Genomic DNA, 26,557 nt, shown 5'->3' with positions numbered 1-26,557 from the left:
TCCCCCTATTTTTATAATAACAATAAATAAAACCAGAAACCTAAAGTCTAAGCTTTATAAATGTGTTCCAATACACCTAAAATTTAACATTTACATGCAAAATAATCAAATTAATAATTTACTAACACCACATATACTAACACATATTACCAAAAATATCTAATAAGAAAAATCTATCTAACATAATTCCCTCCTTCTCCCCCCAGAAGACAGGCTACTACCCAACGCAGCCCATCCTCTGAATCTCTTTCCTCCTACCTATCTCTCCATACTCTGTTTCACCCTATCTGTCTTTGGTGAAATATCCTCCAAACTCTGTATTTCCTTCGCCTTTTTCAGATTATTCCTTATTGACTGTTTTTGTTCTTTCTGCTTCTCATTTCACTTCATGAGGAAGGGGGCAAATCTAAAGTTTCCTTTTGCAATATTAACATCACGAACAGCACCTGCACAATCATATATCTCATCAAAGAAGCCCATCCAACCACCTAATCAAGTAGTTAAACAGGCCTTCCCATCATCATCTTCCATAATCCAAAACTCTTTTACTACTAGGTGCCGATCAGGTGTAAAACTAACCTTCCATCACCATAAACCCTCTATTCATCAGCCTTCTTATACTTTAATCAGAATATGCCGTGGCAGATGAATAAACCTTTGATCATATGTGTTTAAACTCCTTATAAATACTTAGTTTATTGACTTCTACTTTATTTTACGACATTTGAATGACAAGCTTACAACAATAGTCCTTAATCCACTTATCGCATTTCTTGTAGATATAAAACAGCAGTTATTAAAGTTTTAGGCGTTTCTACTATTCTGCTTATCAATATATATTAACACATTTATATAAGTTCCTTAACAATTTTATAAAAAAATTCTATAGCTACTTTTTCGGTTTTATCACGTTTTTGAAAACCTTCATGTAAATGATATCCTCTTAATTCTATATATAAACCAATACTTGCCTGTACAGCGCTTATACAACTATGAATTTCATGTATTGCCACCGTTTTAGTTAATGTATCTATCTCATCCGGAATTTCCATTTCTACTTTTCTAACACTACGAGGTAATTTCCCGTTTCTCATTTGTAATAGAGGAGAAAGCACGGTTTGTCTAAGAAAAGATAAAAAATCTAGAACCTCAAAAAGCTCTTTTCTAGCTATTTTTGTAGCTGCATAATGAATCCATACCCAAAATCTGTCCTCTATCCATTGTAATTCAGGTATAGGAAATACTGCTGCTTCTTTCTTAAAAGTTTCTGAAAGACAACAGTTATGTTCATATAGAATTATGGGATTTTCTATCCTCTGTGAAATATCCTCAATACATACAAACTTAAAGTCAACGTGTAATACAGGTAAATCATATAAAGATATTAACAAGCGAGATTCACCCACATGCTCCCCGGTAAATGCATAAAGTAGGTCACCAAAACTATTAACAATTTCATATCTTTCTTTCATTATTTCATAATAACTCTCAGTCTTTGTTACAACGACAAAATCCTAATCTGAGAACTCATCCATACTACTTGTAATGTAAGAACCACCTAACGCTAAGCCTGCAATTCTATCATTATTTTTAGCAAATCGTAAAACTTTATTAATCATTTGTTTGTATTTAGTCAACACCATAAGATCATCCTTTCATGAATCAATGTAAATTTGTAACTTCCAATTAATTTCGTGTCGTTCCTTTATTACAATAAATCAATAAGAATATTTAATAAAGGTCACTTGACCCATAATGCAAGAACAGACATCCTAGTAGTAATTTATAAGATGTCTGTTCTTGTTAGTATCTTCTCCAAAACATGAAAGTAATTAATATAATATAGCGGCAAATATTTAAGAACCATATTCTCGTTCATGATATAAATTCTTTTATCTTTATAACAAATAATCCCTAGTTGCATACATTCTGCTATCGCTCGATTAATACTTCTCATAGGGGCATTCACTTCTTTTGACAGTTGATCTTTTGTAATTTTGTCCAAGTTTTTTCTATAATAATTCATTGCAACACATCTCAGTAAACGTTCCTTTACTGTCATGAGTAATACTTCTTCAACAAATTAAGCATTAACTATTAATTTGTACGCAATTTTTTAGTATAAATTTTGTAGCTTCAAAATCTTTTTCTAGCCAATCTAAAAAGTCAGTTCTATGCATTACATCCACTAAACAGTCTGTGAGCGCTGTTATTTCCACTGGCTTTCTACCATAATAAAATTGTTTATTTCGCCAAAGAAGCTACCTTCTTTGTACAAATGCAAAGTGGCAAATGATCCTTGTGGGCTTTGAATATATGCCTCAGCAATCCCCCCATCATAAAATAAACGTAATAGTTCTCTTCTTCCGCAAAAAGAATAATGCTATTTGCATTATATTTTTTCCTTTTCAACTTTTTTTAACATCATCACTCATCATGTCAATAAGATAAATTTTAATCTCCTAAACGTCCAATCTTCTATAGCCAAACCAATCCGGTTCCATATCGTATTTCTCATCCGTCTTGATTAATTCAACAAAGTACTGACTTCCATCCACGCTTAACAGAACCTCTTCAACACCTACGATACTGTCAACGTGATTTTCAATATCTGCTACCGTAGCTTCACTTAAGGCTCTTACCTTGACTTCCTGTTCAGATTCACCTACATATAACGCCACATCATGGAGCTCCTGTGTACAATCTTTTTTATACCCTCCAAAATGTACAAAAAATAGCTTTTGCTTTTGATCAGGCTGCTTTTGTGTAAGTTGTAGCTCGTATCCAGCAACACCTTTAATCTTCTTATAACTATCCATATGTAATTTCAATTGAAGACCATACCAATTCTTCTTAAGTACTTCAAATGTCTCATCTACGTGGTTTGCAGCTACAAATTGAACATCATGTACTTCTATATTACATCCCTTTACTTTACCGCCTAAACTTATCATGTACAAATTCATTTATCATGTCCTCTTTTCTTCTTGATTATTTCTAGCTTTTTATTTCTGTATCATTATTAGCATTTACATATTTAATTTTTTACCTATTTAACTTTTTTACCTATTTTATAAGCTTTATCAAATCAGAATAACTTCAAAAATATTCAGGTTTGAACTTATTCATGAAGATTGCAGACTCAATAACATCATCAATCACATAGTTTTTTGCCTTTAATATGATTGCCCGATCTCCCATCACATCCCTTATAATCTGGTGTTCTAATCCTTTCCTTCGTTCCATATGACGAATCAGATCATCAAATCCACAATAATTATGATCTTTACCATAGGGTGATGCTTTCAGATATTCCATCATCAGAGGAAACCACAACTCTTCTCCCTGTTCATTGGAGCGTTCCTTTTTTATATGTAATATATCGTCTATCATACTATGTGAATCAAGATATAACAATATCATGTTTTTGTTTTTCAGTATCTCATAAACCTCTTTATAGAAACTGATAATCTCCTCATCCTCCATTTGATAATAAAGCATCATGCTTTCAATGGAATTTTGAAATAACGAGCATTCGAATATATTACCTGTTGTCCCCAGAGTGTTATATCTGGTTAAGATTATATTTTTAAATGTATCAAAGTTAATACGAGCATTATAAATCTCAAAGCCCTCCATATACTGATAAAACTCCTGTATGTCAGTACTTATTCGTGTATATGCAATAATTCGCTTATCACCTTCCGATATCGTATGTTTCTGAAGCTCTTCTTGTAATAGTGGATATTTTCTTAAAATATATTCGTACTGCTCTATCGTTACATAACTACACCAAGCAAGTTCGACCGGTGATATATCACCTTCCCTGTATACTCGATACGATGTTAATTTTTCTTCAAGTTTATTCACTAAAGTGCTTTTCCCGGACCCCTGAACCCCTTCGATAAAAATGTTTTTCATATATGGCCTCCCTATCAGATTTTAAGGTATTTACTTTTTGACGTATATCACCATATATCCACAACATAATCAAAACTGATAATCGGTATATTAGCATCAAAAAAGAACCATCTGCTGCCAAATGATTCTAATTCTCACATTACCTCACCTATTCGTTTCAAACATTTTTTATGTCTTAACAACAAATCCTTAAATCATATAGCAAATCCTTAAATTATATAACGTAAGATTCGTATACAAAAAGAGAGGTTATGAGAATCATAATCCACTTTTGGCAACATGAAACACAGTATCCTCCATATTGGGCTTTACTGTTTTAAAACATATCATGCTTCAAAAGTAAATTATCTTCTCATCGTTTCACCTCTCTCAGTAATTCTCTTAAATAACCAAAGTACGTTATCCGTAATTCTTATTTCGAATACCTTGATTATATACTTCTACTATATGCCAAATAAGCTGTACCAGTCAAGTGATACTCTGCATATATTCCGACATTTTACAGATTCCTGAAGCCCCTGCGCGGGTAACCAAGAATTCATTTTCCTTCTTTATTCCACCAAGAGCATACACCGGTATGGATAAGCTTTCACATACCTCTTTCAGATTCTCTACCCCTTTTGCTTCTAATCCTTTCTTGCAGTCAGTAGGGAAGATGTGGCTGTAGGTGATGTAGGTTGCTCCGTTATTTTGTGCAAAGATTGCTTCCTCCAATGAATGCACCGACACACCGATACGTTCAAAATGCTGCAGTTTGTCAAGATTATTCTGAAACACAGGCATCGGAAGATGTATGTTTCGATGCTGTAGTTCTATTGCGACATCAACAAAAGTATGAAGAATTATTTTATCCCTATCACAAAGCGATAACAGTTGAAGCGCTAAGCTTTTATACTCCTTCTCCGATAAATCCTTCTCCCTGAGAATCAAGTGATCGGTTCGCTTTACCAAAACAACAAGATGTTCAATATATACATTAACTTGAAGCTCCACGCTAGATGTGAATTTCTTATTGAATGCGTTATCCTTATTAACAAAAAACTCTTTATTGAAACGTTCTTCTTTATTGAAACGTTCTTCTTTATTGAAAGCTCCTTCATTATTGAAAGCTTCTTCACTATTGACAGAGACCTTATTATCGGTATAGGGTTCTTTTACTTTAATGATCTCCTGATCCGAAGCGAGTCCCCCCATCCCTCTTCTATAATCAAAGAAGAGCCTGCGGTTTGAGATAACGATCCGTTTATACATATAGATACTCATTCATGACAGGCTGAAGCCCTTTTTCCTTAATTGCAGCAACTACTTCCACCACATCTCTTCCATCCGCAATCTCAAACTGCTGATCCCCTTTTTCGCTATTCTCTTCCGAATGGCTGCCGATACCGGTACTTACCGAAGCGGAGATCTTTGTTGCTGCAAGTCCTACCACATTATCACGAAATCCGGCTCTCTCCCTGGTGGAGATCGTCATTCCTGCAAATGGCATAAACAGACGAAAGGCTGTCATTACCTGAAGGAGCTGTTTCTCATGAACATCCATCGGGTTGATCTTATCATTGTTCACAATCGGGCGAAGTCTCGGACAGGAGAAGGATATCTCAGCATGGGGGTATTTCCGTTGAATATAATAGGCATGCATTCCGGTTGCAAAGGCATCCTTACGAAAATCAGCTAGCCCCAGTAATGCTGCGAATGCCACCCCTCTCATGCCACCTCGAAGTGCTCTCTCCTGTGCATTGATACGATACGGGAATATTCTCTTATGTCCAGCCAGATGAAGAGTTTCGTATTTGTCTGGATTATAGGTTTCCTGGAATACTGTCACATAATCCGCTCCGCATTCATGCAGATACTTATACTCTTCAGTATTCATTGGATACACCTCAAGTCCAATCATTTTAAAATACTTCTTGGCAATCTTACAGGCTTCTCCGATGTATTTCACGTCCGACATTTTTCTGCTTTCACCGGTCAGAATTAGAATTTCTTCCAAACCGCTTTTTGCAATTGCCTCCATCTCCTTCTCCATCCCTTCGAAGTCAAGCTTCGCACGATGGATCTTGTTATGGCAGTTAAAGCCACAATAGATGCAGTAATTGTCACAATAATTCGAGATATAGATCGGAGTAAACAGATATACACTGTTACCAAAGTGTTTTCTGGTTTCCACCAAAGCCTTCTGCGCCATCTCCTCCAGATACGGTTCTGCAGCCGGGGATAGTAGGGCTGCAAAATCTTCCGGTGTAATATCCGTGGCGTTTAACGCTCTTTTGACATCGTCCTCCGTAAATTTTTGTTCGTTGTACTGATCCATATCATGTAGTACTTTATCCATCACATTGGAATCCTCTAACACTTCCATACCCGGTAGATACTCCATATGATTGATGCGTTCTTTTTTTAAATCCTTGATAACTGTTTCACTTAATATACTTTCATTCATTTCCTTGGGCATAGTTTTACCTCTTTTCTGCTTTCCGCGTTATTGCAAAAATCCGGTTAAGGGCGAGGATGCACTCGCCTTGTCAATTACGCGCCCAAGTCCGGACAAATAAGCACCTCTGCCCGCTTCGATTGCTTTACCAAAGGCTTCTGCCATAAGAGGAATATTACCGGCGGACGCGATTGCGGTATTCGCCATGACTGCTGCCGCACCCATCTCCATCACCTCACATGCCTGAGATGGTCTACCGATTCCTGCATCCACAATAATTGGCAGGTCAATTTCTTCAATCAGTATTCGAATAAATTCCTTGGTTGCCAGTCCTTTGTTGGAGCCGATTGGAGCCGCTAGAGGCATAACAGCTGCTGCTCCTGCATTGACCAGATCACGTGCTACCGTAAGATCTGGATACATATAAGGCATAACGATAAAGCCTTCCTTTGCAAGAATTTCCGTTGCCTTTATCGTTTCATAATTATCCGGTAGCAAGTATCTGGAATCCTTAATCACTTCAATTTTAACAAAATCCCCACAACCAACCGCTCTTGCAAGCCGCGCAATACGAACGGCTTCTTCGGCATTTCTCGCTCCGGAGGTATTGGGAAGTAAGGTTACTTCCTTTGGTATGTAATCAAGTATATTCTCTCCTGCTTCTGTATTTGCTCTTCTAAGTGCAAGCGTGATAATCTGCGCTCCTGCATATTTTACACAGGCCTCGATCAGATCTAAATTGTATTTTCCTGATCCGAGTATGAATCTTGATGTAAATTCATGCCCTCCGATCACTAATTTGTCATCGTTCATTAAAACTACCTCTTTTCTATCATTTCTATCATTTCTATCTTTTCTATCTTTTCTATATGATTTTCAAATCATTGTTCTCACGACTCGAATTTTTCTAATCAATATTTTTCTTACAAATTTTCTTCGAAGAATTTCCCTATAGACTCTTAATTAAATTTTTCTGTTACCCTAGGTTTTCTTATGAATCTATGCAATACTAAGCTTCTTGCAATTCCTTCCCTCTTGCAAATCCCGCATTATTAACATTCGTTATAACTACCTATCCATAAGGAATGCACAAGGAAATCCTACTCTTCTTCACCCAGTATCAACTGAATCACTTTATTGGCTTCATGTCCTGCGCAGATACTTACCCTGGGCGCCATTAGCCCCATTCCGGACTCTGAATCTGAGATCTGATCTCCGCATAGATATAGGTTTTGAAAAACTCTTCTGGTAATGATGGCATTGGAATCCCCATAGCCAGCCATTCCGGAGCCGGATACGATTTTTTTATCAGAGAAGTTTTCCAGTAATCCGTTCACCAGCATCGCCTTCTGATCTGACTTATCAAATGCCTCACATATGATAGGATCCTCCACAAACAGCTCATCTATATTCTCATTCGTTACTTTTATATTATCTGTTATAATCTTCATAAACGGATTAATTTCCTTCAGTTTTTCTGCCAGACACTCTGTTTTTGGTCTTCCAATATGTGAGATATAGTATTCCTGTCGATTCAAATTACTGATGTCCACATAATCAAAATCAATTAAGTGCAGGGATCCGACACAGGTTCTGGCAAGCATAACCGCGATATGTGATCCCAATCCACCTAGGCCTGCTACCGCTACTCTGGCATCCTCTAATTTTTCATAGACCTCTTTGCCAAACCGTAAGTCACATATCTTTCTGTACTCTTCTTTTGTCACGTCTAATCAACCTCCACCCACAAAATTAACGACCTCCAAGGTATCTGCCTCGGTCAGAATACATTCGTTATAGGTGGCTTTTGGTATGATTTCTCCATTCCGTTCTACTGCAATTCTTGATATCACATATCCCTTACTCTCCAAGTACTGATATAGTGACATACTTTTCTCAAGCGTTTCCTTCGCTCCATTCACTAACATTTGCATATGCTCCTTTCATAATGACTAACGAATAAATGAGCGTTTATCCGCCCATATATTATTACGAATTTGCAAATACAACCCTTCGTTCTACAAATTCACCTCCATTATTAACTGCGCCGGTTGTATTTAAGTACCCAAATTAAGCTATTGCAAATTAATAATTTGAAGGAATAATGTTATATTGCCTTAACACGCTGTCTTCCTACCTTTGTGTGGTGTAAATAACATTATTCCTTAATAAAATTATTAATCTATACCAGTTTCCTTTGCTACATTCTACCGGCGCCTACGCCGGATACCCGACGCTTTTAATGCAATGCTCATGAATTTTGCTGCATCAATTTTATATAGCGACAGAAGTGGTGCCCCCAGTTTGCCGCTGTACAATTATTTACGATAAAAAAAGACGAATATACCAAGGTGATGGTATATTCGTCTAGTATGATTCAAGCTAGAATTCAATATATCCCTACGTTGGCATTATCCAAATCAGGTTACGGGTCTAGACGCTACAGTCTACTCTCAGCCCTCTAAAAAGAGCTCCCCTTTTTCGTTCTTATTCAATATGTGTTAATTATAACTGATATTTTTATTAATTCAAGAGTTTAATTAATTTTTATTAATAACTTTATATTTTATGTTTATGTCTTTGTGATTATTTTAAGATTATAGTTTGTTATGTATTGTGTTATATTCTGTTTTGTCTGACATTTCACTTTCAATTTTCAGGAATTCTTCGTATCTTGATTTATATTCTCCTTCAAAACCTCCGCTTTATACTACAAATCTGTCAACTAATTCCTGCAGCTCTCTTGCTCCGATTGCATTTTCGTTAGATAATTCTGTCTCTGTAATCGTCTTTTCAACCACGTCAGAAGTCTTTTCAGCAATATCCTGTACGCCCTTTGAACCTTCAGAAACAGTGATTGCTACCTCATTCATCGCTTTTGATATATTCGATACTGAGGTATCCAGTATATCTGCCGCTTCCTCGAATTCAACCATAAGTTGTTTTACATAAACTGCATCATCATTATATTGTTCACCGATCTTAGACAATTTTTCATAATCCTTTAATACGCTTTGATCTATGAACTCTAATAATGCTTCAGAATTCTTTCTCATCATTTCTACAGAACTATAAACATTTTTCACAATCTCTTGGATACCGGTAGCGGTACTTGAAGATTGATCCGCTAGTTTACGAATTTCACTTGCAACTACATTAAAGCCTTTTCCTGCTTCACCTGCTCTCGCTGCCTCAATTGCTGCATTTAACGCAAGAAGGTTGGTCTGATTGGTAATTGCGAGAATGGTATCCGCTAATACACCAATTTGAGCGATTTTGTCAGATTCCTTAATTGCTTCCTCCATCTTATCCTTTACTTCTTCATAGAGGTTTTTCGCATTCTCGGTTGATTCCAGTGCGTCTTTTTTAATGGAGGATGCCCTATCTGAAATCTGGTAAGATACCTTTGATCCGTCCTTTGCTTTACTAGCAATATCACTTACGTGACTACTAATCTCAACTGTAGTAGCGGTAATCTCTTCTGTTGATGCGGCTGTTTCTTCCATTCCTGCGGATAATTCTTCTGTAGTTGCGGAATTATCATGTGCGTTCTCTTGAATTAATATCGAGAGTTTTTCAATTTCTTCCGCATTGGTCAAAACGGCACCGGAAACGCTTTTAAGCTTTTCCACCATCTCTCGTAAAACTGCTCTGGTTTGAAATAATGCTTTCGCAATCGTTCCTGTTTCATCTTTATTTTTTTCAAGATATCGGAACGATTCGTCTCTTACCAGATTCAGATTTGCTGTTCTATTAATTAATTCTGTTAGTTTAATGATTGGGTTTGCAATTCTAAATGAAATAAAAATACCGTATAATAAAGCTAAAATTGCAATAAATACTCCAATAAAAATAATACTTACTGTTACATCATTTACCGGTTTCATAATTTCACCCATATCACCTGATACAACTAAAGTCCAATGAGTTTCCGGTATCACCGAATAAGATGCTATTTTATGATCACCATTAAACATATAATCAACAACTTCTGCCTTGACCGTCTTGCCTGCCATCACCTGAGCAACTACATTTTTAATCTGTTCATTTTCAACCGGCTTTCCAATTTTATCAACTGTCGGATGATACAGCATAATACCCTTTTCATCTACAAGATAGGCATAGCTGGATTTTGTATTTAATAATTTTACACCCTTTAAATATTTTGTCAAACTGTCTGCACGTACGGCTGAAGCCACAAATCCAATAAGCTTGCCATCCACTTTCACTGGATAAGTGAATGCGATAATATAAGCACCGGTGGATTTTGATTTTAAAGTCTCACTGATCACAGGCTCACCGGTGGATAATGTTTTCGTTGCATAAGCACGATCCTTAAAATTCTGTCCAACTAATTTTTCATCACTATCTGCAACGTCATTTATATCGGCGTCAACTACAAAAATGTGTTCCAGATTGCCTTCTTTCTCTACCACCTGCCGTAGCTTTAGATTCAGTTTTGCTCTGACATCACTGCCAACCTCTTCCCCCTGAGCAGTTTTAGTTAAAACATCTTCTACTTCTGCCTGCATCGCAACTAATCCCAACTTACTGGTTTCCTCTGCTATCAGGGATTGTATCTGGTTGGAACTGTCACTATTCGTATCCATCATTGAAGTATTAGTGATATCGTTCATAGTCCCTGATGACTTAAATAGCGAAAAGCCTCCAATAATAACAGTCGTACAGATTATCATTATAATCATAGATAAAGATAATTTAATTTTGATTGACATATAACTCCTCCTTAGTTGTTCTAATATGCTTTTGAATCTGCCACTCCTCTAGCATCTTCTCCATAATGCTACCCTCCGGAAGTGGTTTACAAAAATAATATCCTTGGATTTTATGGCATTTCAGCATTTCTAGATAATTCATCTGCTCCTTTGTCTCTACTCCCTCCGCTACCACATTCAAATCCAGACTCTTCCCTAAATTAACAATTAAATCCGTCACAGATTTCTTTTTCCCATTACTAGCAATTTTGTCAATAAAGGTTTTATCTATCTTAAGTGTTGTAATGGGCAATTGTAATAAGTGGTTTAATGAAGAATAACCTTTGCCAAAATCGTCAAGTGCAATTTTTATTCCTTTCGTTCTTAAAAGCTTCAACTTATCTGCTATTGCATCATAGCTCTCCATGAGTATTGATTCTGTTATCTCTAATTCAACCTTTCTCGGGTTAACTTCTAATTGTTCTATCGTATCTAAAATCATTTCTGTGAAATTATCTTGCAGCATCTGAATCATCGATATATTGATCGATATGCTCAAATCTTCATAGCCTAGTTGATGTAACTTCTTCAAAAACTCGCAGGAAGTGCGGAAAACCCAATCTCCAATTGGTACAATCTGATTTGTATCTTCAGCAATTGGAATAAACTTATTAGGAGGTACTTTCCCTAATTCTTGATTTTCCCAGCGAATTAGTGCCTCAAAACCTGTAATTGAAATCTTATCCAGATCAAATTGAGGCTGATAATATAACTCAAATTCACAATTCAACAGAGCAGCCCTCAAATTTTTCTCGATCAATAATCTTTCAGCAATGATTTCATTCAATGGTTCATTATAAAATACGATTCTATTTTTTCCGTTCTCTTTTGCTTTGTCTACCGCGATATTTGCATCTCTCAGTAAGGTGTCAATATTCATACCATGCTCCGGATATAGAGAAATTCCGATGCTTACCGTAATCATTAAGGAGCACTCCATAATTTCAAACTGGTCATTAAAGACTCCCATGATATCAACCGCATATCTTTCAATCTCTTCCTTTCTCTCAAATTCATTAATCAGAACTACAAATTCATCCGCTCCAATACGAAACAGTCTTGTATCATCAGCAACTAAACTTTTTAATCGCTCACTTACTTTTCGTAAAAGGGTATCTCCGTAGCTAGGACCCATTAAATCATTTACGTTTTTAAAATTATCAATGTCGATAAATAGCAAAGCAAATTTTGTACTAGCACTGCTTCCCAGGTGATTTATCAAGGTTTCATTTAATGCAAACCTATTTTGCAGACCTGATAACTGATCACATCTAAGAAAATTATGCATCCTATTTTCATATTCCTTTAAATCAGTGATATCCGTGCATAACCCTATCGTATGATAAATCTCTCCATCACCATTGACCAGACACTTTCCCTTCGTTCTCATCCATCTGTATTGTCCATTTTTCGCTCTAATTCTGAACTCTTTGTAAAACTCCAGTGAATAATTTGGTTCAAATTTATCAATAAGTCTTGCCACTGCGATCCTGTCCGATGGATGAATAAGTTCTTCCCAATGTTCGTGACTTTCTTTCTCTCCTCTGTAATATCCCAACACATCATACCATCGATCCGAAAAGTTCAGTTGTCCGTTTCTTTCCTCCCATATCACGTCAGTGGTATTCTCTAATATCGTTTGATACACTTTCTCAAGATTATCGAGCTGATATTGATAATTGCTGCTTATATTTTGATAATATATTTTTTCATCAATGATAGAATCAAACAATTCCTTTATCAGTCCAACTTCTTTATCCTCTAGTGCTCTTTTACTCGCTTTATGCTCTATTGCTTTCTTGATCAGTTTGATATTTTTTGAATAATAAAAAATGATAAATAATAAAAACATACTGGTCATACCGGTAAATATCCAGTTTTTATATAGAGCTACTGTTTCGTTATCCGTATTAAATATCTTCAGTACTCTATCCCCTACCCAATCCCACAAAATCACAAGGAATATATAGCAAACTGCCATTACAAATGTAGTTTTAATGGTTTTGGCTTTATTATAATCAGATTGTTCATCTATGTATTTTTCAATATCATCATCTGAAGCTTTTAACGGATCTACAATGAACATAATTACACTCCACTTTCATTATTATTTATATTATCGTTTGAATCTTATTGTTTAAGCTCATGAAAACCAGGTCGTTTCTCAATTAATTTCACGCATAAAAAAAGAATAATTCAGTATATAAACTATACAAAATTACCCTTTTTTATTAAATGAAATATTACTGGTTTTCACCCCCAAAATATTCGGTTTTTTGACATTTTTTGATTATACTCTACATTTTTCTTCGGTACAACGTTGGTGTAGTTCCAATGCATTTTTTAAACACCTTACTAAAATATTCACTATCTTTAAAGCCCAGCCTTTCAGCAATCTCATAGGTTTTTAGGTTTTCCTGGACCAATAACACTTTTGCCCTCTCCATTTTTACAGTCGTAACATATTCTGTAAACGATAATTCTGTTTTTTGTTTGAATAATTCACTCAAATAAGTTTTATTCAAATAAAGATTTTTCGCTACTGTAGTCAAAGAAATATCTTCTTCAACATGGTTCAAAACATAGTTAATAATTTGAGCGATAATTCCTTTTTGATCCCCTGTACAATACAAGACACGGAACAAAGAAGTCATCTCTCCTACTCTTTTGGTAAAGATATGCATCATGAATTCTTTATTTGTATCTGAAGAATATAAGTACCCCTGCCAATGAGAAAAATCATAGTATTTCTCCAACCATGTATAAGATTTTTCAAATTCAGACTTAAGTTCTAATAATGTATTATCAAACATATTCATAAATTCATTAAAATCATCATTATAATTTTTCCAAATATGATTAAAGATATGGGCTACTAAATCATATGTATTTGTCTCACCCATCATTATGATGTTTGCCAGTTTCTCAATATCCTGTCTTAAAAAAAAGGCATCACTGTTTTCAAATTTAATTTTTTCTAAATTTCTTACTCGTTCTTTTTCATGATTATATTCATCAAGATATTCCTTCGCTCTTTGCAATAAATATTCCAAGTCACTCTCACAAACCGGTTTTGGCAGATAATCGAAAGCACCCAATATAATTCCTTGTCTGGCATAACTGAATTCACTGTAATCACTGATCAGAACCACGCAGGAGCATAGCTTTTGTTCCACTAATTCCCTTAACAATTCAATACCATCAATTTTAGGCATTCTTATATCTGTGATGATAAGATCCACGGTGTGTTCCCTAACGTACTCTAGGGCTTCTTCACCGTTTTTTTCTTCGTTGATGATTACAAATCCAGATGGTTTACCCCATAGCTTCATCCGCTTTAGTTCTCTTCTGACATAATCCTTATCATCGACAATCATTACCTTATACAATTCCATCACCCCCGGAGTTGATATTCTGCTTCCATTTTACAGGAAGAGTAAAATATATCGTAGCTCCAACGTTTAATTTCCCTTCAATCCAAGTTCTCCCATTATGCTTTTCAATGATCTTTTTTATAGTAACCAATCCGATGCCGCTACCTTCAAATTCATCACTAGAATGCAGTCTCTGAAATATATTAAACAGTTTGTGTGAGTACTTCATATTAAAACCCACTCCATTATCTTTTATATAAAAAGTATACTCATTTTGGGTTAACGTTGCCCCAGCAGTAATCGTTGCAAATTCCCTATTCTTTGTAAATTTCATAGCATTTGAAATCATATTATGTAATGCTTGCTTTAATAGAATGCTATCACCAAGAACGTCAGGTAAACCAGTCTCTATGTTTAATTCAATATTTCTTCCCGGATAAGTAATTTTCAGTTCATGAAATACGGATAATAATAGCTCCTTCAAATCAACTGGAACAAAAAGTAATGACATTCTTGAGGTAGTGGAATATTGTAACAATTTTGCAATCATATCAATCATCTCTAAGGAGGTACCCCGAATCATGGTTAACATATCAACCACCTCCTCCGGTAATATCTGTTCATAATCCTCAAGAATCATTTTGCTATACCCATCAACCGCTCGAATTGGAGACTTTAAATCATGCGAAACTGTATATACGAAGGCTTCCAGTTCTTGAATTACAATCTGTAAATCCTTCGTTTGCTCAGCCACACGCAGCTCCAACCGTTCATTTAAAGTACCTACCTCTTCAAAAGCGTTTTTGAATTCTGTTATATTATCTATCACAACTCCGATTTGATTATTCTGAATTCGAAATGCATTAACCATATAGTATGAATCATCAGCCTTTATATAAGTTTCAAATCGTTGTGCAATACCTGTCTCCCATACTTTCTCCAACAGGTCGATTTGTTGAAGTGTTTCACCATATACCTCTTTCCATGTTTTCCCAACAATCAGATCCGTACTCCGATTTGTATGATGCTCAATGCTTGGGTTTGCACTTATAATTAATAAATCACATAACCGTTTATTCAAATCAAATATAGGCATAAAAACAAAAAAACCATTCAGCATTCTTTCAAACAAGAGTGAATATCTTTTTTCACTATCTATTGAAGTTTTCTGCGTGGTAATTAACTCTTCCAATTCTTGCTTAAGAATTTCATCTGAGGCAACCAACTCTTTATTTAACTGGGTTAGTACACTATTACTGTTAAAAAGTATCTGTTTCATTTTATTAATCTTTTTTATATAAATCAGAAGTACAAAAATAAATCCAATCAATAGCAGGAAAACACTTGTAATAATTACAAGGGCTCTGTTCGACCACATATTTGAGTGGAAACCGTTATTATCCATCAATCCTTTTGCTAAAAAAATACTCAAAGTTAATAAAACTGTGGACATAAATAATATAAGCTTTTGATGAAATATACTAAAAAAACGATCTAACCTCATTAGTACTCCTTAATGATCTTTAGCAAACAATCATTTATGTTATTTGTGAAAATATCCTCACTATATTTTACTATTTTCGGTGCTTTCAGTCAAGTTATCCTCTATTTCGACAGCAAAAAACGAGTACCGAGAATGATAAAGTTCCACTCCAGGTACTCGTAATTCAGTTATAATTCTAAACCAAATAACTCACCATATACCATCGACCTTTTCATATCAATAATTCTTTGGTTCGAAGACCCTCGAAATTGTAATTTTATATCCTTTAGCTCCTCGATGAATTCTCCATCCACTAAAACATCAATAGTATTTAACATTTCTTTCGTGTATTCACAATTAGCACAGCCATTCTCTAACAAATCCGTTTCAAAGGTATAACCGGTATAGCACCAAATATCTTTGTTCGGGTAGATGCTTTTTATTTTTTTCAAAAATGGTAATAGTACTTGTTGATTTACCTTTTCAAAGGGTTCTCCGCCCAGAAGCGATAGCCCCTTAATGTGATTTGGAGCAATAGCCTCAATAATCTCAGCTTCTGTCTCCTGTGTAAATGGTTTCCCAAACTTAAAATCCCAGGTTTCTTCATTAAAGCATCCTTTGCAATGATGTGTGCAGCCTGATACAAACAAGGACACCCTTACACCTAAACCGTTTGAAATATCCGTCTTTTTAATTGCTCCATAATTCATATTAAAGATGTAGCACCCTTTCTTTAATCTCCTGTGTTCTACCCTGATTCCAGAACTGAGTTCCGATATAGCCGCAGGTTCTGCGAGCAACATTCATCTTATCCTGATCCCTGTTTCCACAGTTCGGGCACTCCCACCTAAGCTTACCATCATCATCAGTGATAATTCCAATTTCACCGTTAAAACCACATTCCTGACAGCAATCGGACTTAGTGTTAAGTTCCGCATACATAATGTTATCATAAATATATCGAATTACCTGAAGCACCGCAGGTATGTTATGCTGCATGTTCGGCACTTCCACATAGCTTACTGCTCCGCCGGTGGAAAGTGACTGGAACTGGGATTCAAATTTCAATTTTGAGAACGCATCAATTTCTTCTGATACATGAACATGATAACTGTTCGTGATATAACTCTTATCCGTAACTCCTTTAATAATACCAAAACGCTTTTGCAAACACCTCGCGAATTTATAAGTAGTACTTTCTATCGGTGCACCATAGATACCAAAGCCTAGATCAGTCTCCTCTTTCCATCTGTCACAGGCCTCATTCATGTATTTCATTACATCAAGTGCAAAAGTGGTGGCTTCCGGATTGGTGTGTGATTTACCAGTCATATACTTCGTACACTCATACAAGCCAGCATAACCGAGAGATATGGTAGAATAACCACCGTAAAGTAACTTATCAATTGTTTCTCCCTTTTTCAGTCTAGCAAGTGCACCATGTTGCCATAGGATAGGAGCAGAATCCGACAAAGTACCCTTTAAGCGCAAATGACGAACCATCAATGCCTGATAGCATAATTCAAGTCTTTCATCAAATATGTTCCAAAACTTCTCTATATCGCCACCGGAGGATAACGCCACATCTACGAGGTTAAGGGTTACAACCCCCTGATTAAAGCGTCCGTAGAATTTATAATTGCCGTTCTCATCCCTCCAAGGACTTAATGCACTTCGACATCCCATAACCGGGAAGCAATTCCCTTCCTTAAGTTCTTTCATTTTCTTTTCCGATATGTAATCAGGTACCAATCTCTTTGTCGTACACTTTGCTGCCAGTTCGGTCAGATAATGGTACTCAGAGCCCTCTTCAACATTATCCTCTTCCAGAACGTAGATTAATTTAGGGAATGCTGGTGTAACCCATATGCCAGCTTCATTCATAACACCCTTATATCGTTGTTTGAGTGTTTCCTCGATAATCATTGCTAAGTCTTTTTTCTCAATCTCATTCTTTGCTTCGTTAAGATACATAAAAACAGTGAGGAAAGGTGCCTGTCCATTTGTTGTCATAAGAGTGATAACCTGGTACTGAATCGTTTGAACGCCCTTGATTACCTCTCTTCGAAGTCTCTTTTCAACAATTTCATCTATCATCTTTTCATCAACCGTACAACCAAGTACCTCAATTTCCTCCAGTACTTCTGCCCGTATCTTCATTCTTGATATCTGTACAAATGGGGCAAGATGTGCCAAGCTAACACTCTGTCCACCATATTGATTACTTGCTACCTGTGCGATGATCTGAGTAGCAATGTTGCATGCAGTAGAAAAGCTATGTGGCTTCTCTATCCGGGTTTCACTGATTACAGTTCCGTTCTGCAACATATCCTCTAAATTGACCAAATCACAATTGTGCATATGCTGTGCAAAGTAATCCGTATCATGAAAATGGATAATACCCTGTTGATCCGCTTCCACAATATCTGCCGGCAACAGCATTCTACGAGTGATGTCCTTGCTTACTTCTCCTGCCATATAATCACGTTGTACGCTATTGATAACAGGATTTTTATTTGAATTCTCCTGCTTTACATCCTCATTGTTTCCTTCAAGCAAGGATAGAATACGATGATCCGTAGTATTCGCTTTTCGGATCAGAGAACGTTGATAACGATACTTTACATATCGCTTTGCAAGATCAAATTGACCGGTTGCCATAATCTGATCTTCCACCATATCCTGAATCTCTTCCACAGACACAGCTCTGTTTAATTTTTTACATTTATACTCCACATAATCTGCAATGTGGATAATCTGCTCTTCACTAAGAGTACTTTTTTCACCGGATGCATTCGCTTTTCTGACTGCTTCAACAATTTTGTTGAGATCAAATGCTTCCTCTGCCCCATTTCTTTTAATCGTGTTCATGCCACTTCTCCTCCGCTACTATATATGAGAATTGTATTATATAGTAAGACGAGAAAAAAATCAATTACTAAATTGGTATTTTCTCAAAAAATTACACAATATATAGTAGTCGATTTTTCTCAAGATACGTTATGTGGTGATTTATATTAATTATTATAAGTTATATAAAGCCTTTATTTATCAAGCATTTTACTATTTTTCTTCCTGATTTTTAGGCATCCGTTATTCACCCAACCAGTTACTCACTATTCCTCCCTCATATTTATTATACCCCACGTATTGTATTTGCCAGACACAATGCTCCGTACCCAAGCGTCCGGTTTGGATAGATAGTTTCAACCCTTAACTGTCTTGCACCGTTAATTAGATTTGCCTTCATCTTTTGGCCATACAAATACGGATCATTCCCCTGAATGATACCCCACTCCATCAACAATGCTACACTGCCGGTAACAAAAGGAGTAGCCATCGATGTGCCGGATCTTATTGCATAACCTCCTCCCGGAGCACAGGAATTAATGTTAACACCTGGTGCTACGATATCTGGTTTTATACCCAAATCTCTTGTAAATCCTCTCCCGGAAAATGGAGCATAGCTATCCGTATACGCATCATATGCCCCTACTGTGATAGCTCGGTAAGCTGTGGATGGTATGGTAAGTGTAGTATATTCTGAGGGCAACAGAAATCTTGTTTCGGGGCTTTTCACTCCACCAGCTGGAAGCCACATATCATAATTTCCTACAACTATTCTACGCGGCACCATCTCAAAACGCCATACTCCGGAGTTAACATAGGTTCCTAGTGGAATAAATTCAAAATAAATCTCCTGTTGGATATTGTATGGCGTTGGGTCACCGTAGTATAAAAGTATCTGTGTCTGACCAATATTAAACTGCTGCTTTCCTAATATCGATGGAATTGGTCCTACACGTGTTCCATTCGGCGCTACGATCGACACATCAAATAAATCAAAATAATTTTTCCAAATTTGAAGATTGAATGAAAATTCATAATCGGATACCGTAACATCAACTGAAGTGGTTCTGCCCATTTGAAGAATCCCTTGTGCATGGTTCCCGGTTGCTCCTTCATTCCCAGTTCCTATCACAATATTATCCTTCCAGGAGTTCGCTGCCTCATCAATATAACTCTCCAACAAGGAATAACCGGTATGAGGTCCATAATTATTGCCGAAGCTAATATTGATTGAAATTGGTTTATTAACACTGATTGCATAACGAATTGCATAGTCAATTCCTTGCATAAGCTGTGTGGTTCTCGGAAAAGAATCACCAACCGACTGTCCCAATTTCACAATCAGTAATTCACTGGAAGAGGCAACTCCACGATATAACCCATTGCTTGCCCTTCCGTTGCCTGCTGCAATTCCAGCCACATGGGTTCCGTGACCACTTAAATCCGTACTTGGAACAATTGCCATTCTCTCAGGCATGGGAATCTTCAAGGCCTCATTAATCTTTTCCCTAGGGTAGAGTGTTCCGATATCATAACCTGCAGGAGGATTACCCGGTATCGTCTGATCCCATAACTCTACTATGCGTGTTGTTCCATCTTCATTGCGAAAATCAGGATGTGAATAATCAATACCTGAATCTATGATCGCTACAATTACACCTTCCCCAAACAGATTATAGGGCTGATTTTGTACAGGATTTATACAGGAAGCAGTCCTTCCATTATTCACTTCATAGAAGAACCGTTTGGGTTTTTCGATAAATTCAATTTCTTCATATCTTGCAACCAGATTCACGAGCGGATCCGGCACTGTAAGAATCGCGAAACGATTTGCTAATTCTACTGCTGAAATATTTAACTCCTTCCTAATTCGATCTAAACTACCATGGTACTTAACAATTAATTCCCAGGTCTTCGTATCAGGAGAATACCCAACTGCAAGGCTACCGGTTTTTAATCTGGTCTCTTCCGGGACCTCGAGCGCTAAATTCAATTGATTCTCTATCTTTCCACTAGGCATAGCACTATTAATCGGAGTCAGATTAACACTTGGGGTCACTACTCCACCCGGAACGGGAGGAGTAACCGGGGTTGGAGGCACCACAGGTGCTGTGGGTACTGCAGGTGTTGTAGGTGCTGCAGGAGCTACAGGTGTTGTGGGTGTTGTAGGTGCAACTGGAACTGAAGGAGTGACAGGTGTTGTAGATGTTGCAGGTGTGGTCGGATTTGTATTATTACCAGGTGTATTATTATTTTCTTGCATCTCATAACCTTCTAACAATACTGGATTAATCCATTATATGCTTTGAACCTCCTCTTCAAAACCCATACAAGAGATATATAAATCATTGGACAATAATCATGTTTATAGTTAAAAATACTCCTCTTTACATAGAGCTGTAAAGAGGAGTATTTTTAATGAGCTATATAGTAAATAATGAGATTTAATTAATGACAATTCTATCAATATCAGGAGCGTATCCTGATCCTGACCCATTATCCAGCTTTATGGTGTTATTTCCGGCGTTCAAGGTAACGTTCGTGGTGACTGAAGCTACAGATGTCCAATTACCTGTACCTGGACATGACACACCAAACCATGAGCCGCTGTTCGGGGTTACATATACTGTACGTGTATCGTTTGAAACATAGTAAATGGTCATCGTATGAGTACCGGCGGTTGCAACATTTACATTGTTTATTACCACCGTTCCGTTAGACGACCCACCGAGGTATCCAACATTGACTCCACCTGAACAGGAGCTATTACTTTGTAATTTTGCTCCATTAGAAAGGGTTCCGCTTTCAGCCTCATAGCTTGTACCGCTGCCACTCCCTGAACCTGGAGTAATGTATATACGGTATCCAGAACTAGCATTGGTGTTTGGTATCGTTACTGCAATCTGCCCATTGGATACCGTATAATTCGAGGTTGAGATTGTGGTAGTCCCGTTGCAAACAGTATCCTTGCTTACCCAGTCAACCTTCTCTACCTTAACTGATGCGGTAGATCCGATAAATGATGGTATGTTTTTGATTGTTACATTAGCAGAACCGCTGTTCGCCCCACCCAAAATACAGCTTATGTATTTAGCATTGGAATCGACACAGGCCGCTCCGTCCATGTTTGCACTAGCTTCATTTGCTACCGAAACATTGACCATGTTACCTGTCATTGAGCCATACCAGTTCATAAAATACCAGCCGGCACCCTTACCTGTATTAGTAGCAAGAAGGCTTCCCAATCTACCCGGATACGGAACAAACCACCAGGATATACATGCACTATCCACCTTATAGCGTTCAAATTTCCCAATAAATTCGGCAAGTGATCCAGGCTGCCCTTCAAGGTTATGGTTCGCATCGCAATATTCGTTTATACTGATGGGTAATGGGCTTATACCCAGTGAAGATTCCAATGCTCTATAATCTTTTAAATTATTTGCTACATTCTGAATTCCGCTAAGCTCATGCCAGCTTATTATATCAGGAATACAGTTGTTAGCTTTACAATAGCTTAGGAATGTACTCATCGTATTATGATTATAATAACTGTAGCAAGGACCTACAATTTTAAAACTGGAATCATTCGCACGAATAGTGTTATAAGTCTGTTTCCAGAGAGTGCTGTTGAAATCTCCGTTCGCGGAGTTCCAAGTACCGTCAGGCTCGTTCCATGGTTCAATACCATACCAATTGGTATAGCCTGATGCTTTCTTGTCATTGATAAATGAAGTTACCTGGTTAAGCCAACTTGTCATGCCAGGCCATTTGTATGGCCAACCGGGAAGCATATCTGCGAGATCAACCGAGATTTTTCCGCCACTCGGAGCAATCCTTCCCGCAGTAGGTATTGCAGCACCAAAAGGATGCTGATTGCCTGAACCGCCACGAGCCGGATTTCGAAATACAGCCGGATGAAGCGGCGTTACGAGACTGTTAACATCCGTCGGTAAAGTATCAGTAACTCCATAAAGGGAACCGTTTGCACAATGGGTTACACCCCTTAAGACATTGGCACAATCTACTGTGATGGAGTCAGCTGCAAATACAGGCATAACAGCCAAAGAGCTTACTAGTAGAAACGAAAAAATTAATAACATTAAACAGCTTCTTTTGAAAAATTTTTTCATACACTTTTACCTCCATAAATTTAAATTTTATTTTGGTCCTTACTAAACTGTCATCAAAACCTGTCCAGTGTGCCCGGTTAAATAATGTATAATTTTTCCAATTGTGTTTAATATTATTTTATATTAAGTACAATCTCTTTTAAATGGAATTATGTGATTAGTATATGGAATCATGTGATACTTAATTTTGCTCTTACTTTTCAAAACCCATACACGAGATATATAAATCATTAAAGCCCTCATCATTAGATAAATGCTTTTCGATGGATTTATTGATAATATTCCTTAATCTTAAGCTAGCCTTATCATCTTTCAGATATTGAATTGCTCCTTGAAGAGAAGAATTCCCCACTGTTTTAATCTTATGACTCAACTGCTTTGGGAATAGCCCCAAATACACCGCTTTTGCCATATTTAATTTATATCCGAAGCCTCCCGCTACATATACGTTATCAATATCTTCATAACTTGTGTCGTAACTTTGAACTAAAATCTCGATTCCTGCCCGTATTGCGGCTTTCGCCATCTGAAATTCTCTAATATCTTTTTGGGTATATTTAATCGCACCTTCGTTATAATTAGCAACCGGAAAACCATGTTCGAAGTATTCGGGTATCAGCAACCCGGTATCGTCAATTATGTTATGTTTCAGCAATTCATAGGTTAATTCTATAATCCCGGTACCACAAATCCCTACCGGTTGCTTATCACCAATTGTCTTTATTTTGATTTTCTCTTCTTCGAGCTCTACCCCGGTAACCGCACCTGCTATACTTCCAATACCACAGGATATATTTCCACCTTCAAAAGCAGGTCCCGCGGCAGTAGAGCTGACCATTATCTGATTACGATTCCCGATTGCCATCTCACCATTAGTACCCAAGTCAATAAACAAATTGGTTTTATCATCTTTATCATAACCATTCACCAGTAACCCCGCCGTGATATCTCCTCCTACAAATGCTGAGATTCCCGGAATAATTACTACCTCTGAATAAAATTCATTCGATTCGAAGACCTCATAGAACGTTAGTCTTTGCTCACTGATATTCACCGGTGTAAATGGATATACCCCGAGAGACTTACAGGAGTAACCAAGCAGCAAATGACCCATCGTAGTATTCCCGGCTATTGCGATCCGCTTGACTGAATCCGATTTTATCTTGGTCTGATTTATTAAAGATTGAAAACCATCCAGCAAATCACATCGAATACATTCCTGTAACTCTTTTTGTTTTCCCTGATTTGATACCTGCATTCTGGTAATTACATCGGAACCGTAAATCCTCTGATGGTTCACTGAGGTATAGGTTTCGATAATCTTGCCGCTTCCCAATTCAATTAAACTCATTGCAAGGGTTGTCGTACCTAGATCAACAGCGATACCGAAACTGTTACCCTGAATATTTCTGTTAGCGGGGATATTTCTGCTAGCATGTATATTACTGATATCCATACCTTGACTCTCCGGTTCATCTGTCGTGCTTACATTTGGCTTATGATAAAGATCTGTTACTACATCAAATTCATCCTCCTCAGCCTCTAGAACCCGTACACTGATGTCAGAGGACGGATATGCTTTACAAGCCAGTCGATAACCTTCATTCAACTCCTCCCACGTAAAAAGTTGCTGATCGGATGGAGTACTCTCAAGTCTCCCCTTAAGCAGCTTAATTCTACACTTACCACAGGTACCTCTTCCACCACATGCTGCATTGATTCGTATTCCCTGTTTTATCATTGCTTCCAGTAGTGTATCCTGCATGTCATACTCTATTATAATTGTTCTTTCCGCTGTTTGGACGGTAACAGATACTGTGTTGTTTCCCATCTTCCCTAAACCCGGTTTTCCTATACTCTCCATCGCAGTGAACCTCATTTCTTTACAGTTTCGATGTTATTAATTTTTATTATTAACCATATGTTTTATCAATGTCAATTCATTTTACATTTTAGTACAAATTCCATAGAATTTTTCACTAACATACTACATTGAAAGCATAAGATTACCTATGTTATACTCAGACTATGACTGAATTTCCATATTATTATAATTATAATTTGCAAACTATATATAAGGAGGATTACAAATGAAAAAAGATTTAAAAGCCTACTCACTACATATGGGACCGGCAAAATGCAGCGTAGATTTAAGTGTCGGTAGCGAGCGAGGCAGCTATGTTAATCAGGACTATATTCTTCACAAGCTTGGAAGGCCACATAGAGCCATTAACTTAATGTATTGCTATTATCCGTTGGATAAGGGTTGGCCGGTACGTGCAAGTGTTGCACATGCCAGTGATGATGTCTCCTTTGCTTGGGACTATCCTTACGATGATTATTTCACCTACAAAGGAGGGTTAAACGGCGACCTTACACAAGAACCATTCAGTTTTATGCGAGATGTAAGAAAGCATGGTCAGGATGTTCTTCTGACTTTGACCATAGATCCTCATGTAACAGATGATCACCTGATTGCAATAGCCAAGGATTTAACAACCTTTGGACGTATGTTTCTTCGTATTAACCACGAAGCCACAGGCACCTGGTTTTCCTTCAATAAACGTTGTTCCTATCAAGAAGTTGCTGACTTCTACGTACGTTTTCACAAGATTGTTAAGGAATACGCACCGAATGTACTTACCATTCTCTGTATCGGTGGTATTGAGGATCTTTCTAATGAGAAGATGGAAAAAGAAGCGGAGTTTACTGAGGCGGTTCGCGCTACGGATATCTGGTCTGTTGATAAATACATGTCCCTTCACTGGGGCTGGCCTTATGACGTGGCAGAGCGAGGAGGCACCAGTCACAAGCGTGACAAGGTAAGCAAAACCTTCGAACTAACGAAGCGTAGCTTTGAACGCTTCTCCTACTTATGTGATGGAGCAGTAAAACCTATGGTGATGTCCGAGTGCAATGCAGATGCAGATGTAACCGGTCCTTATGATCAGGCAAAAATGATTCGAGAATTCTGTGATACGATCAAGAATGAGTCAGCTACATGGTTCTCCGGCTTTACATTCTACCAGTTCCGTGATGATGGCAGATTAGGACTGGAAATCACAGATCCGAACAATAAAGAAGTAGGAATTGAGCAGCCTATTTTAAAGGAATATAAAGAGATTATTCATGAAGAATATTTTAGCCCAAGTTTTGAGACTTCTGATGAAGTATTATTTCCTGTTACATTAAGATGGGGGGGCTCCGAGGACTCCACAGGATTATCCGTTCCGATTCACTTTGACGGTAATCCAATCTTTGCTGAATTGATATTTGATCAAGATATACAAGATTTAAACCTAATGTTGGAGATAAATGGCCATTGGTTTTATAAAGCTCCTGGTGTAAAATTCATTGATTTGATGTCTGCATTCTTTGAGAAGCCACTAGAGGGTGCTTGTGATATTAATCTACAAATATTTGCACCACCTGCTTCCGGAGAGAACGATCCATCCCAAGGAGCAGATTGGCAGGAAAATTACTACACTGTGATAAAGAAGATGCCCGAACTTCGATTACGTTTTGAGCCAATTGAACTCTAGTTTCTGGATCAAAGACCAAACTAATACCAAATAATTCATTCA

The 26,557-nt window shown here is 37.2% G+C and carries 20 protein-coding genes and 1 riboswitch; of the genes, 1 reads left to right on the top strand and 19 read right to left on the bottom strand.

Translation table 11 applies throughout. The features are described 5' to 3' along the window. Positions 1–848: 848 nt before the first annotated feature. The 19 genes from AC6IWN_RS01335 to AC6IWN_RS01245 form a co-directional block, all read right to left on the bottom strand. Complete coding sequence (locus AC6IWN_RS01335; RefSeq protein ID WP_497990308.1) at positions 849–1,472, bottom strand: hypothetical protein; 624 nt, start codon at positions 1,470–1,472, stop codon at positions 849–851. Positions 1,473–1,514: 42 nt separating this feature from the next. After that, positions 1,515–1,643: a hypothetical protein gene (locus AC6IWN_RS01330; protein ID WP_497990306.1), complete on the bottom strand. Its 129-nt coding sequence runs from the start codon at positions 1,641–1,643 to the stop codon at positions 1,515–1,517. Positions 1,644–1,783: 140 nt separating this feature from the next. Then, positions 1,784–2,062, bottom strand: coding sequence for a hypothetical protein (locus tag AC6IWN_RS01325; RefSeq protein WP_497990304.1), 279 nt, complete (start codon positions 2,060–2,062; stop codon positions 1,784–1,786). A gap of 400 nt (positions 2,063–2,462) precedes the next feature. Next, a complete protein-coding gene (locus tag AC6IWN_RS01320; RefSeq protein ID WP_497990302.1) occupies positions 2,463–2,966 on the bottom strand; it encodes a DUF1543 domain-containing protein in 504 nt (167 codons plus the stop codon). Positions 2,967–3,099: 133 nt separating this feature from the next. Next, the gene (locus AC6IWN_RS01315; protein WP_497990300.1) at positions 3,100–3,921 is read right to left on the bottom strand and encodes a P-loop NTPase family protein; all 822 of its coding nucleotides are present in this window, start codon (positions 3,919–3,921) and stop codon (positions 3,100–3,102) included. A gap of 468 nt (positions 3,922–4,389) precedes the next feature. Beyond that, on the bottom strand, positions 4,390–5,172 hold the full coding sequence (locus AC6IWN_RS01310; RefSeq protein WP_497990298.1) for a thiamine phosphate synthase: 783 nt from the start codon (positions 5,170–5,172) through the stop codon (positions 4,390–4,392). Further along, positions 5,165–6,379: a 2-iminoacetate synthase ThiH gene (thiH, locus tag AC6IWN_RS01305; protein ID WP_497990296.1), complete on the bottom strand. Its 1,215-nt coding sequence runs from the start codon at positions 6,377–6,379 to the stop codon at positions 5,165–5,167. The genes AC6IWN_RS01310 and thiH overlap by 8 nt, the downstream gene beginning before the upstream one ends. Before the next feature lie 27 nt (positions 6,380–6,406). Next, positions 6,407–7,171: a thiazole synthase gene (locus tag AC6IWN_RS01300; RefSeq protein WP_497990294.1), complete on the bottom strand. Its 765-nt coding sequence runs from the start codon at positions 7,169–7,171 to the stop codon at positions 6,407–6,409. Positions 7,172–7,458: 287 nt separating this feature from the next. Next, the gene (gene thiF / locus AC6IWN_RS01295; protein WP_497990292.1) at positions 7,459–8,085 is read right to left on the bottom strand and encodes a sulfur carrier protein ThiS adenylyltransferase ThiF; all 627 of its coding nucleotides are present in this window, start codon (positions 8,083–8,085) and stop codon (positions 7,459–7,461) included. Between the two features lie 6 nt (positions 8,086–8,091). Beyond that, on the bottom strand, positions 8,092–8,286 hold the full coding sequence (gene thiS / locus AC6IWN_RS01290) for a sulfur carrier protein ThiS (RefSeq protein WP_497990290.1): 195 nt from the start codon (positions 8,284–8,286) through the stop codon (positions 8,092–8,094). 452 nt (positions 8,287–8,738) lie between these two features. Then, a riboswitch (TPP riboswitch) is annotated at positions 8,739–8,846 on the bottom strand. 217 nt (positions 8,847–9,063) lie between these two features. Beyond that, on the bottom strand, positions 9,064–11,094 hold the full coding sequence (locus tag AC6IWN_RS01285; RefSeq protein ID WP_497990288.1) for a methyl-accepting chemotaxis protein: 2,031 nt from the start codon (positions 11,092–11,094) through the stop codon (positions 9,064–9,066). Beyond that, positions 11,078–13,219 carry a putative bifunctional diguanylate cyclase/phosphodiesterase gene (locus tag AC6IWN_RS01280; RefSeq protein WP_497990286.1) on the bottom strand — a complete coding sequence of 714 codons (2,142 nt, stop codon included), beginning with the start codon at positions 13,217–13,219 and terminating at the stop codon, positions 11,078–11,080. Before AC6IWN_RS01280 ends, AC6IWN_RS01285 begins: the two co-directional genes overlap by 17 nt. A gap of 211 nt (positions 13,220–13,430) precedes the next feature. Then, the gene (locus AC6IWN_RS01275) at positions 13,431–14,522 is read right to left on the bottom strand and encodes a response regulator transcription factor (protein WP_497990284.1); all 1,092 of its coding nucleotides are present in this window, start codon (positions 14,520–14,522) and stop codon (positions 13,431–13,433) included. Next, positions 14,515–15,786: a sensor histidine kinase gene (locus tag AC6IWN_RS01270; RefSeq protein WP_497990282.1), complete on the bottom strand. Its 1,272-nt coding sequence runs from the start codon at positions 15,784–15,786 to the stop codon at positions 14,515–14,517. The genes AC6IWN_RS01275 and AC6IWN_RS01270 overlap by 8 nt, the downstream gene beginning before the upstream one ends. Positions 15,787–16,178: 392 nt before the next feature. Next, positions 16,179–16,700 carry an anaerobic ribonucleoside-triphosphate reductase activating protein gene (gene nrdG, locus AC6IWN_RS01265; RefSeq protein WP_497990280.1) on the bottom strand — a complete coding sequence of 174 codons (522 nt, stop codon included), beginning with the start codon at positions 16,698–16,700 and terminating at the stop codon, positions 16,179–16,181. A gap of 1 nt (position 16,701) precedes the next feature. Next, positions 16,702–18,861 carry an anaerobic ribonucleoside-triphosphate reductase gene (nrdD, locus tag AC6IWN_RS01260; RefSeq protein ID WP_497990278.1) on the bottom strand — a complete coding sequence of 720 codons (2,160 nt, stop codon included), beginning with the start codon at positions 18,859–18,861 and terminating at the stop codon, positions 16,702–16,704. Between the two features lie 265 nt (positions 18,862–19,126). Then, on the bottom strand, positions 19,127–20,860 hold the full coding sequence (locus AC6IWN_RS01255) for a S8 family peptidase (RefSeq protein WP_497992231.1): 1,734 nt from the start codon (positions 20,858–20,860) through the stop codon (positions 19,127–19,129). Between the two features lie 424 nt (positions 20,861–21,284). Further along, a complete protein-coding gene (locus AC6IWN_RS01250; protein ID WP_497990276.1) occupies positions 21,285–22,973 on the bottom strand; it encodes a carbohydrate-binding protein in 1,689 nt (562 codons plus the stop codon). Positions 22,974–23,166: 193 nt separating this feature from the next. After that, entirely contained in the window at positions 23,167–24,837 is a 1,671-nt protein-coding gene (locus tag AC6IWN_RS01245; protein WP_497990274.1) for an ASKHA domain-containing protein, read from the bottom strand. 226 nt (positions 24,838–25,063) lie between these two features. Here AC6IWN_RS01245 and AC6IWN_RS01240 point away from each other — a divergent pair, with 226 nt between their 5' ends. Beyond that, the gene (locus AC6IWN_RS01240) at positions 25,064–26,515 is read left to right on the top strand and encodes a glycoside hydrolase family 26 protein (protein ID WP_497990272.1); all 1,452 of its coding nucleotides are present in this window, start codon (positions 25,064–25,066) and stop codon (positions 26,513–26,515) included. Positions 26,516–26,557 lie beyond the last annotated feature (42 nt).

Source organism: Variimorphobacter sp. HTMS_6 (genome assembly GCF_059717775.1).
The sequence above is the reverse complement of the archived record's forward strand: the minus strand, read 5'-3'. Positions and strand labels throughout refer to the sequence as shown.

What these genes read in the sequence shown, in the direction of transcription:
- AC6IWN_RS01335 (WP_497990308.1), bottom strand. Translation starts at nt 1,472, where the DNA reads ATGAAAGAAAGATATGAAATTGTTAATAGTTTTGGTGACCTACTTTAT.
- AC6IWN_RS01330 (WP_497990306.1), bottom strand. Translation starts at nt 1,643, where the DNA reads ATGGTGTTGACTAAATACAAACAAATGATTAATAAAGTTTTACGATTT.
- AC6IWN_RS01325 (WP_497990304.1), bottom strand. Translation starts at nt 2,062, where the DNA reads ATGACAGTAAAGGAACGTTTACTGAGATGTGTTGCAATGAATTATTAT.
- AC6IWN_RS01320 (WP_497990302.1), bottom strand. Translation starts at nt 2,966, where the DNA reads ATGAATTTGTACATGATAAGTTTAGGCGGTAAAGTAAAGGGATGTAAT.
- AC6IWN_RS01315 (WP_497990300.1), bottom strand. Translation starts at nt 3,921, where the DNA reads ATGAAAAACATTTTTATCGAAGGGGTTCAGGGGTCCGGGAAAAGCACT.
- AC6IWN_RS01310 (WP_497990298.1), bottom strand. Translation starts at nt 5,172, where the DNA reads ATGTATAAACGGATCGTTATCTCAAACCGCAGGCTCTTCTTTGATTAT.
- thiH (WP_497990296.1), bottom strand. Translation starts at nt 6,379, where the DNA reads ATGCCCAAGGAAATGAATGAAAGTATATTAAGTGAAACAGTTATCAAG.
- AC6IWN_RS01300 (WP_497990294.1), bottom strand. Translation starts at nt 7,171, where the DNA reads ATGAACGATGACAAATTAGTGATCGGAGGGCATGAATTTACATCAAGA.
- thiS (WP_497990290.1), bottom strand. Translation starts at nt 8,286, where the DNA reads ATGTTAGTGAATGGAGCGAAGGAAACGCTTGAGAAAAGTATGTCACTA.
- AC6IWN_RS01285 (WP_497990288.1), bottom strand. Translation starts at nt 11,094, where the DNA reads ATGTCAATCAAAATTAAATTATCTTTATCTATGATTATAATGATAATC.
- AC6IWN_RS01280 (WP_497990286.1), bottom strand. Translation starts at nt 13,219, where the DNA reads ATGTTCATTGTAGATCCGTTAAAAGCTTCAGATGATGATATTGAAAAA.
- AC6IWN_RS01270 (WP_497990282.1), bottom strand. Translation starts at nt 15,786, where the DNA reads ATGAAACAGATACTTTTTAACAGTAATAGTGTACTAACCCAGTTAAAT.
- nrdG (WP_497990280.1), bottom strand. Translation starts at nt 16,700, where the DNA reads ATGAATTATGGAGCAATTAAAAAGACGGATATTTCAAACGGTTTAGGT.
- nrdD (WP_497990278.1), bottom strand. Translation starts at nt 18,861, where the DNA reads ATGAACACGATTAAAAGAAATGGGGCAGAGGAAGCATTTGATCTCAAC.
- AC6IWN_RS01255 (WP_497992231.1), bottom strand. Translation starts at nt 20,860, where the DNA reads ATGCCTAGTGGAAAGATAGAGAATCAATTGAATTTAGCGCTCGAGGTC.
- AC6IWN_RS01250 (WP_497990276.1), bottom strand. Translation starts at nt 22,973, where the DNA reads ATGAAAAAATTTTTCAAAAGAAGCTGTTTAATGTTATTAATTTTTTCG.
- AC6IWN_RS01245 (WP_497990274.1), bottom strand. Translation starts at nt 24,837, where the DNA reads ATGGAGAGTATAGGAAAACCGGGTTTAGGGAAGATGGGAAACAACACA.
- AC6IWN_RS01240 (WP_497990272.1), top strand. Translation starts at nt 25,064, where the DNA reads ATGAAAAAAGATTTAAAAGCCTACTCACTACATATGGGACCGGCAAAA.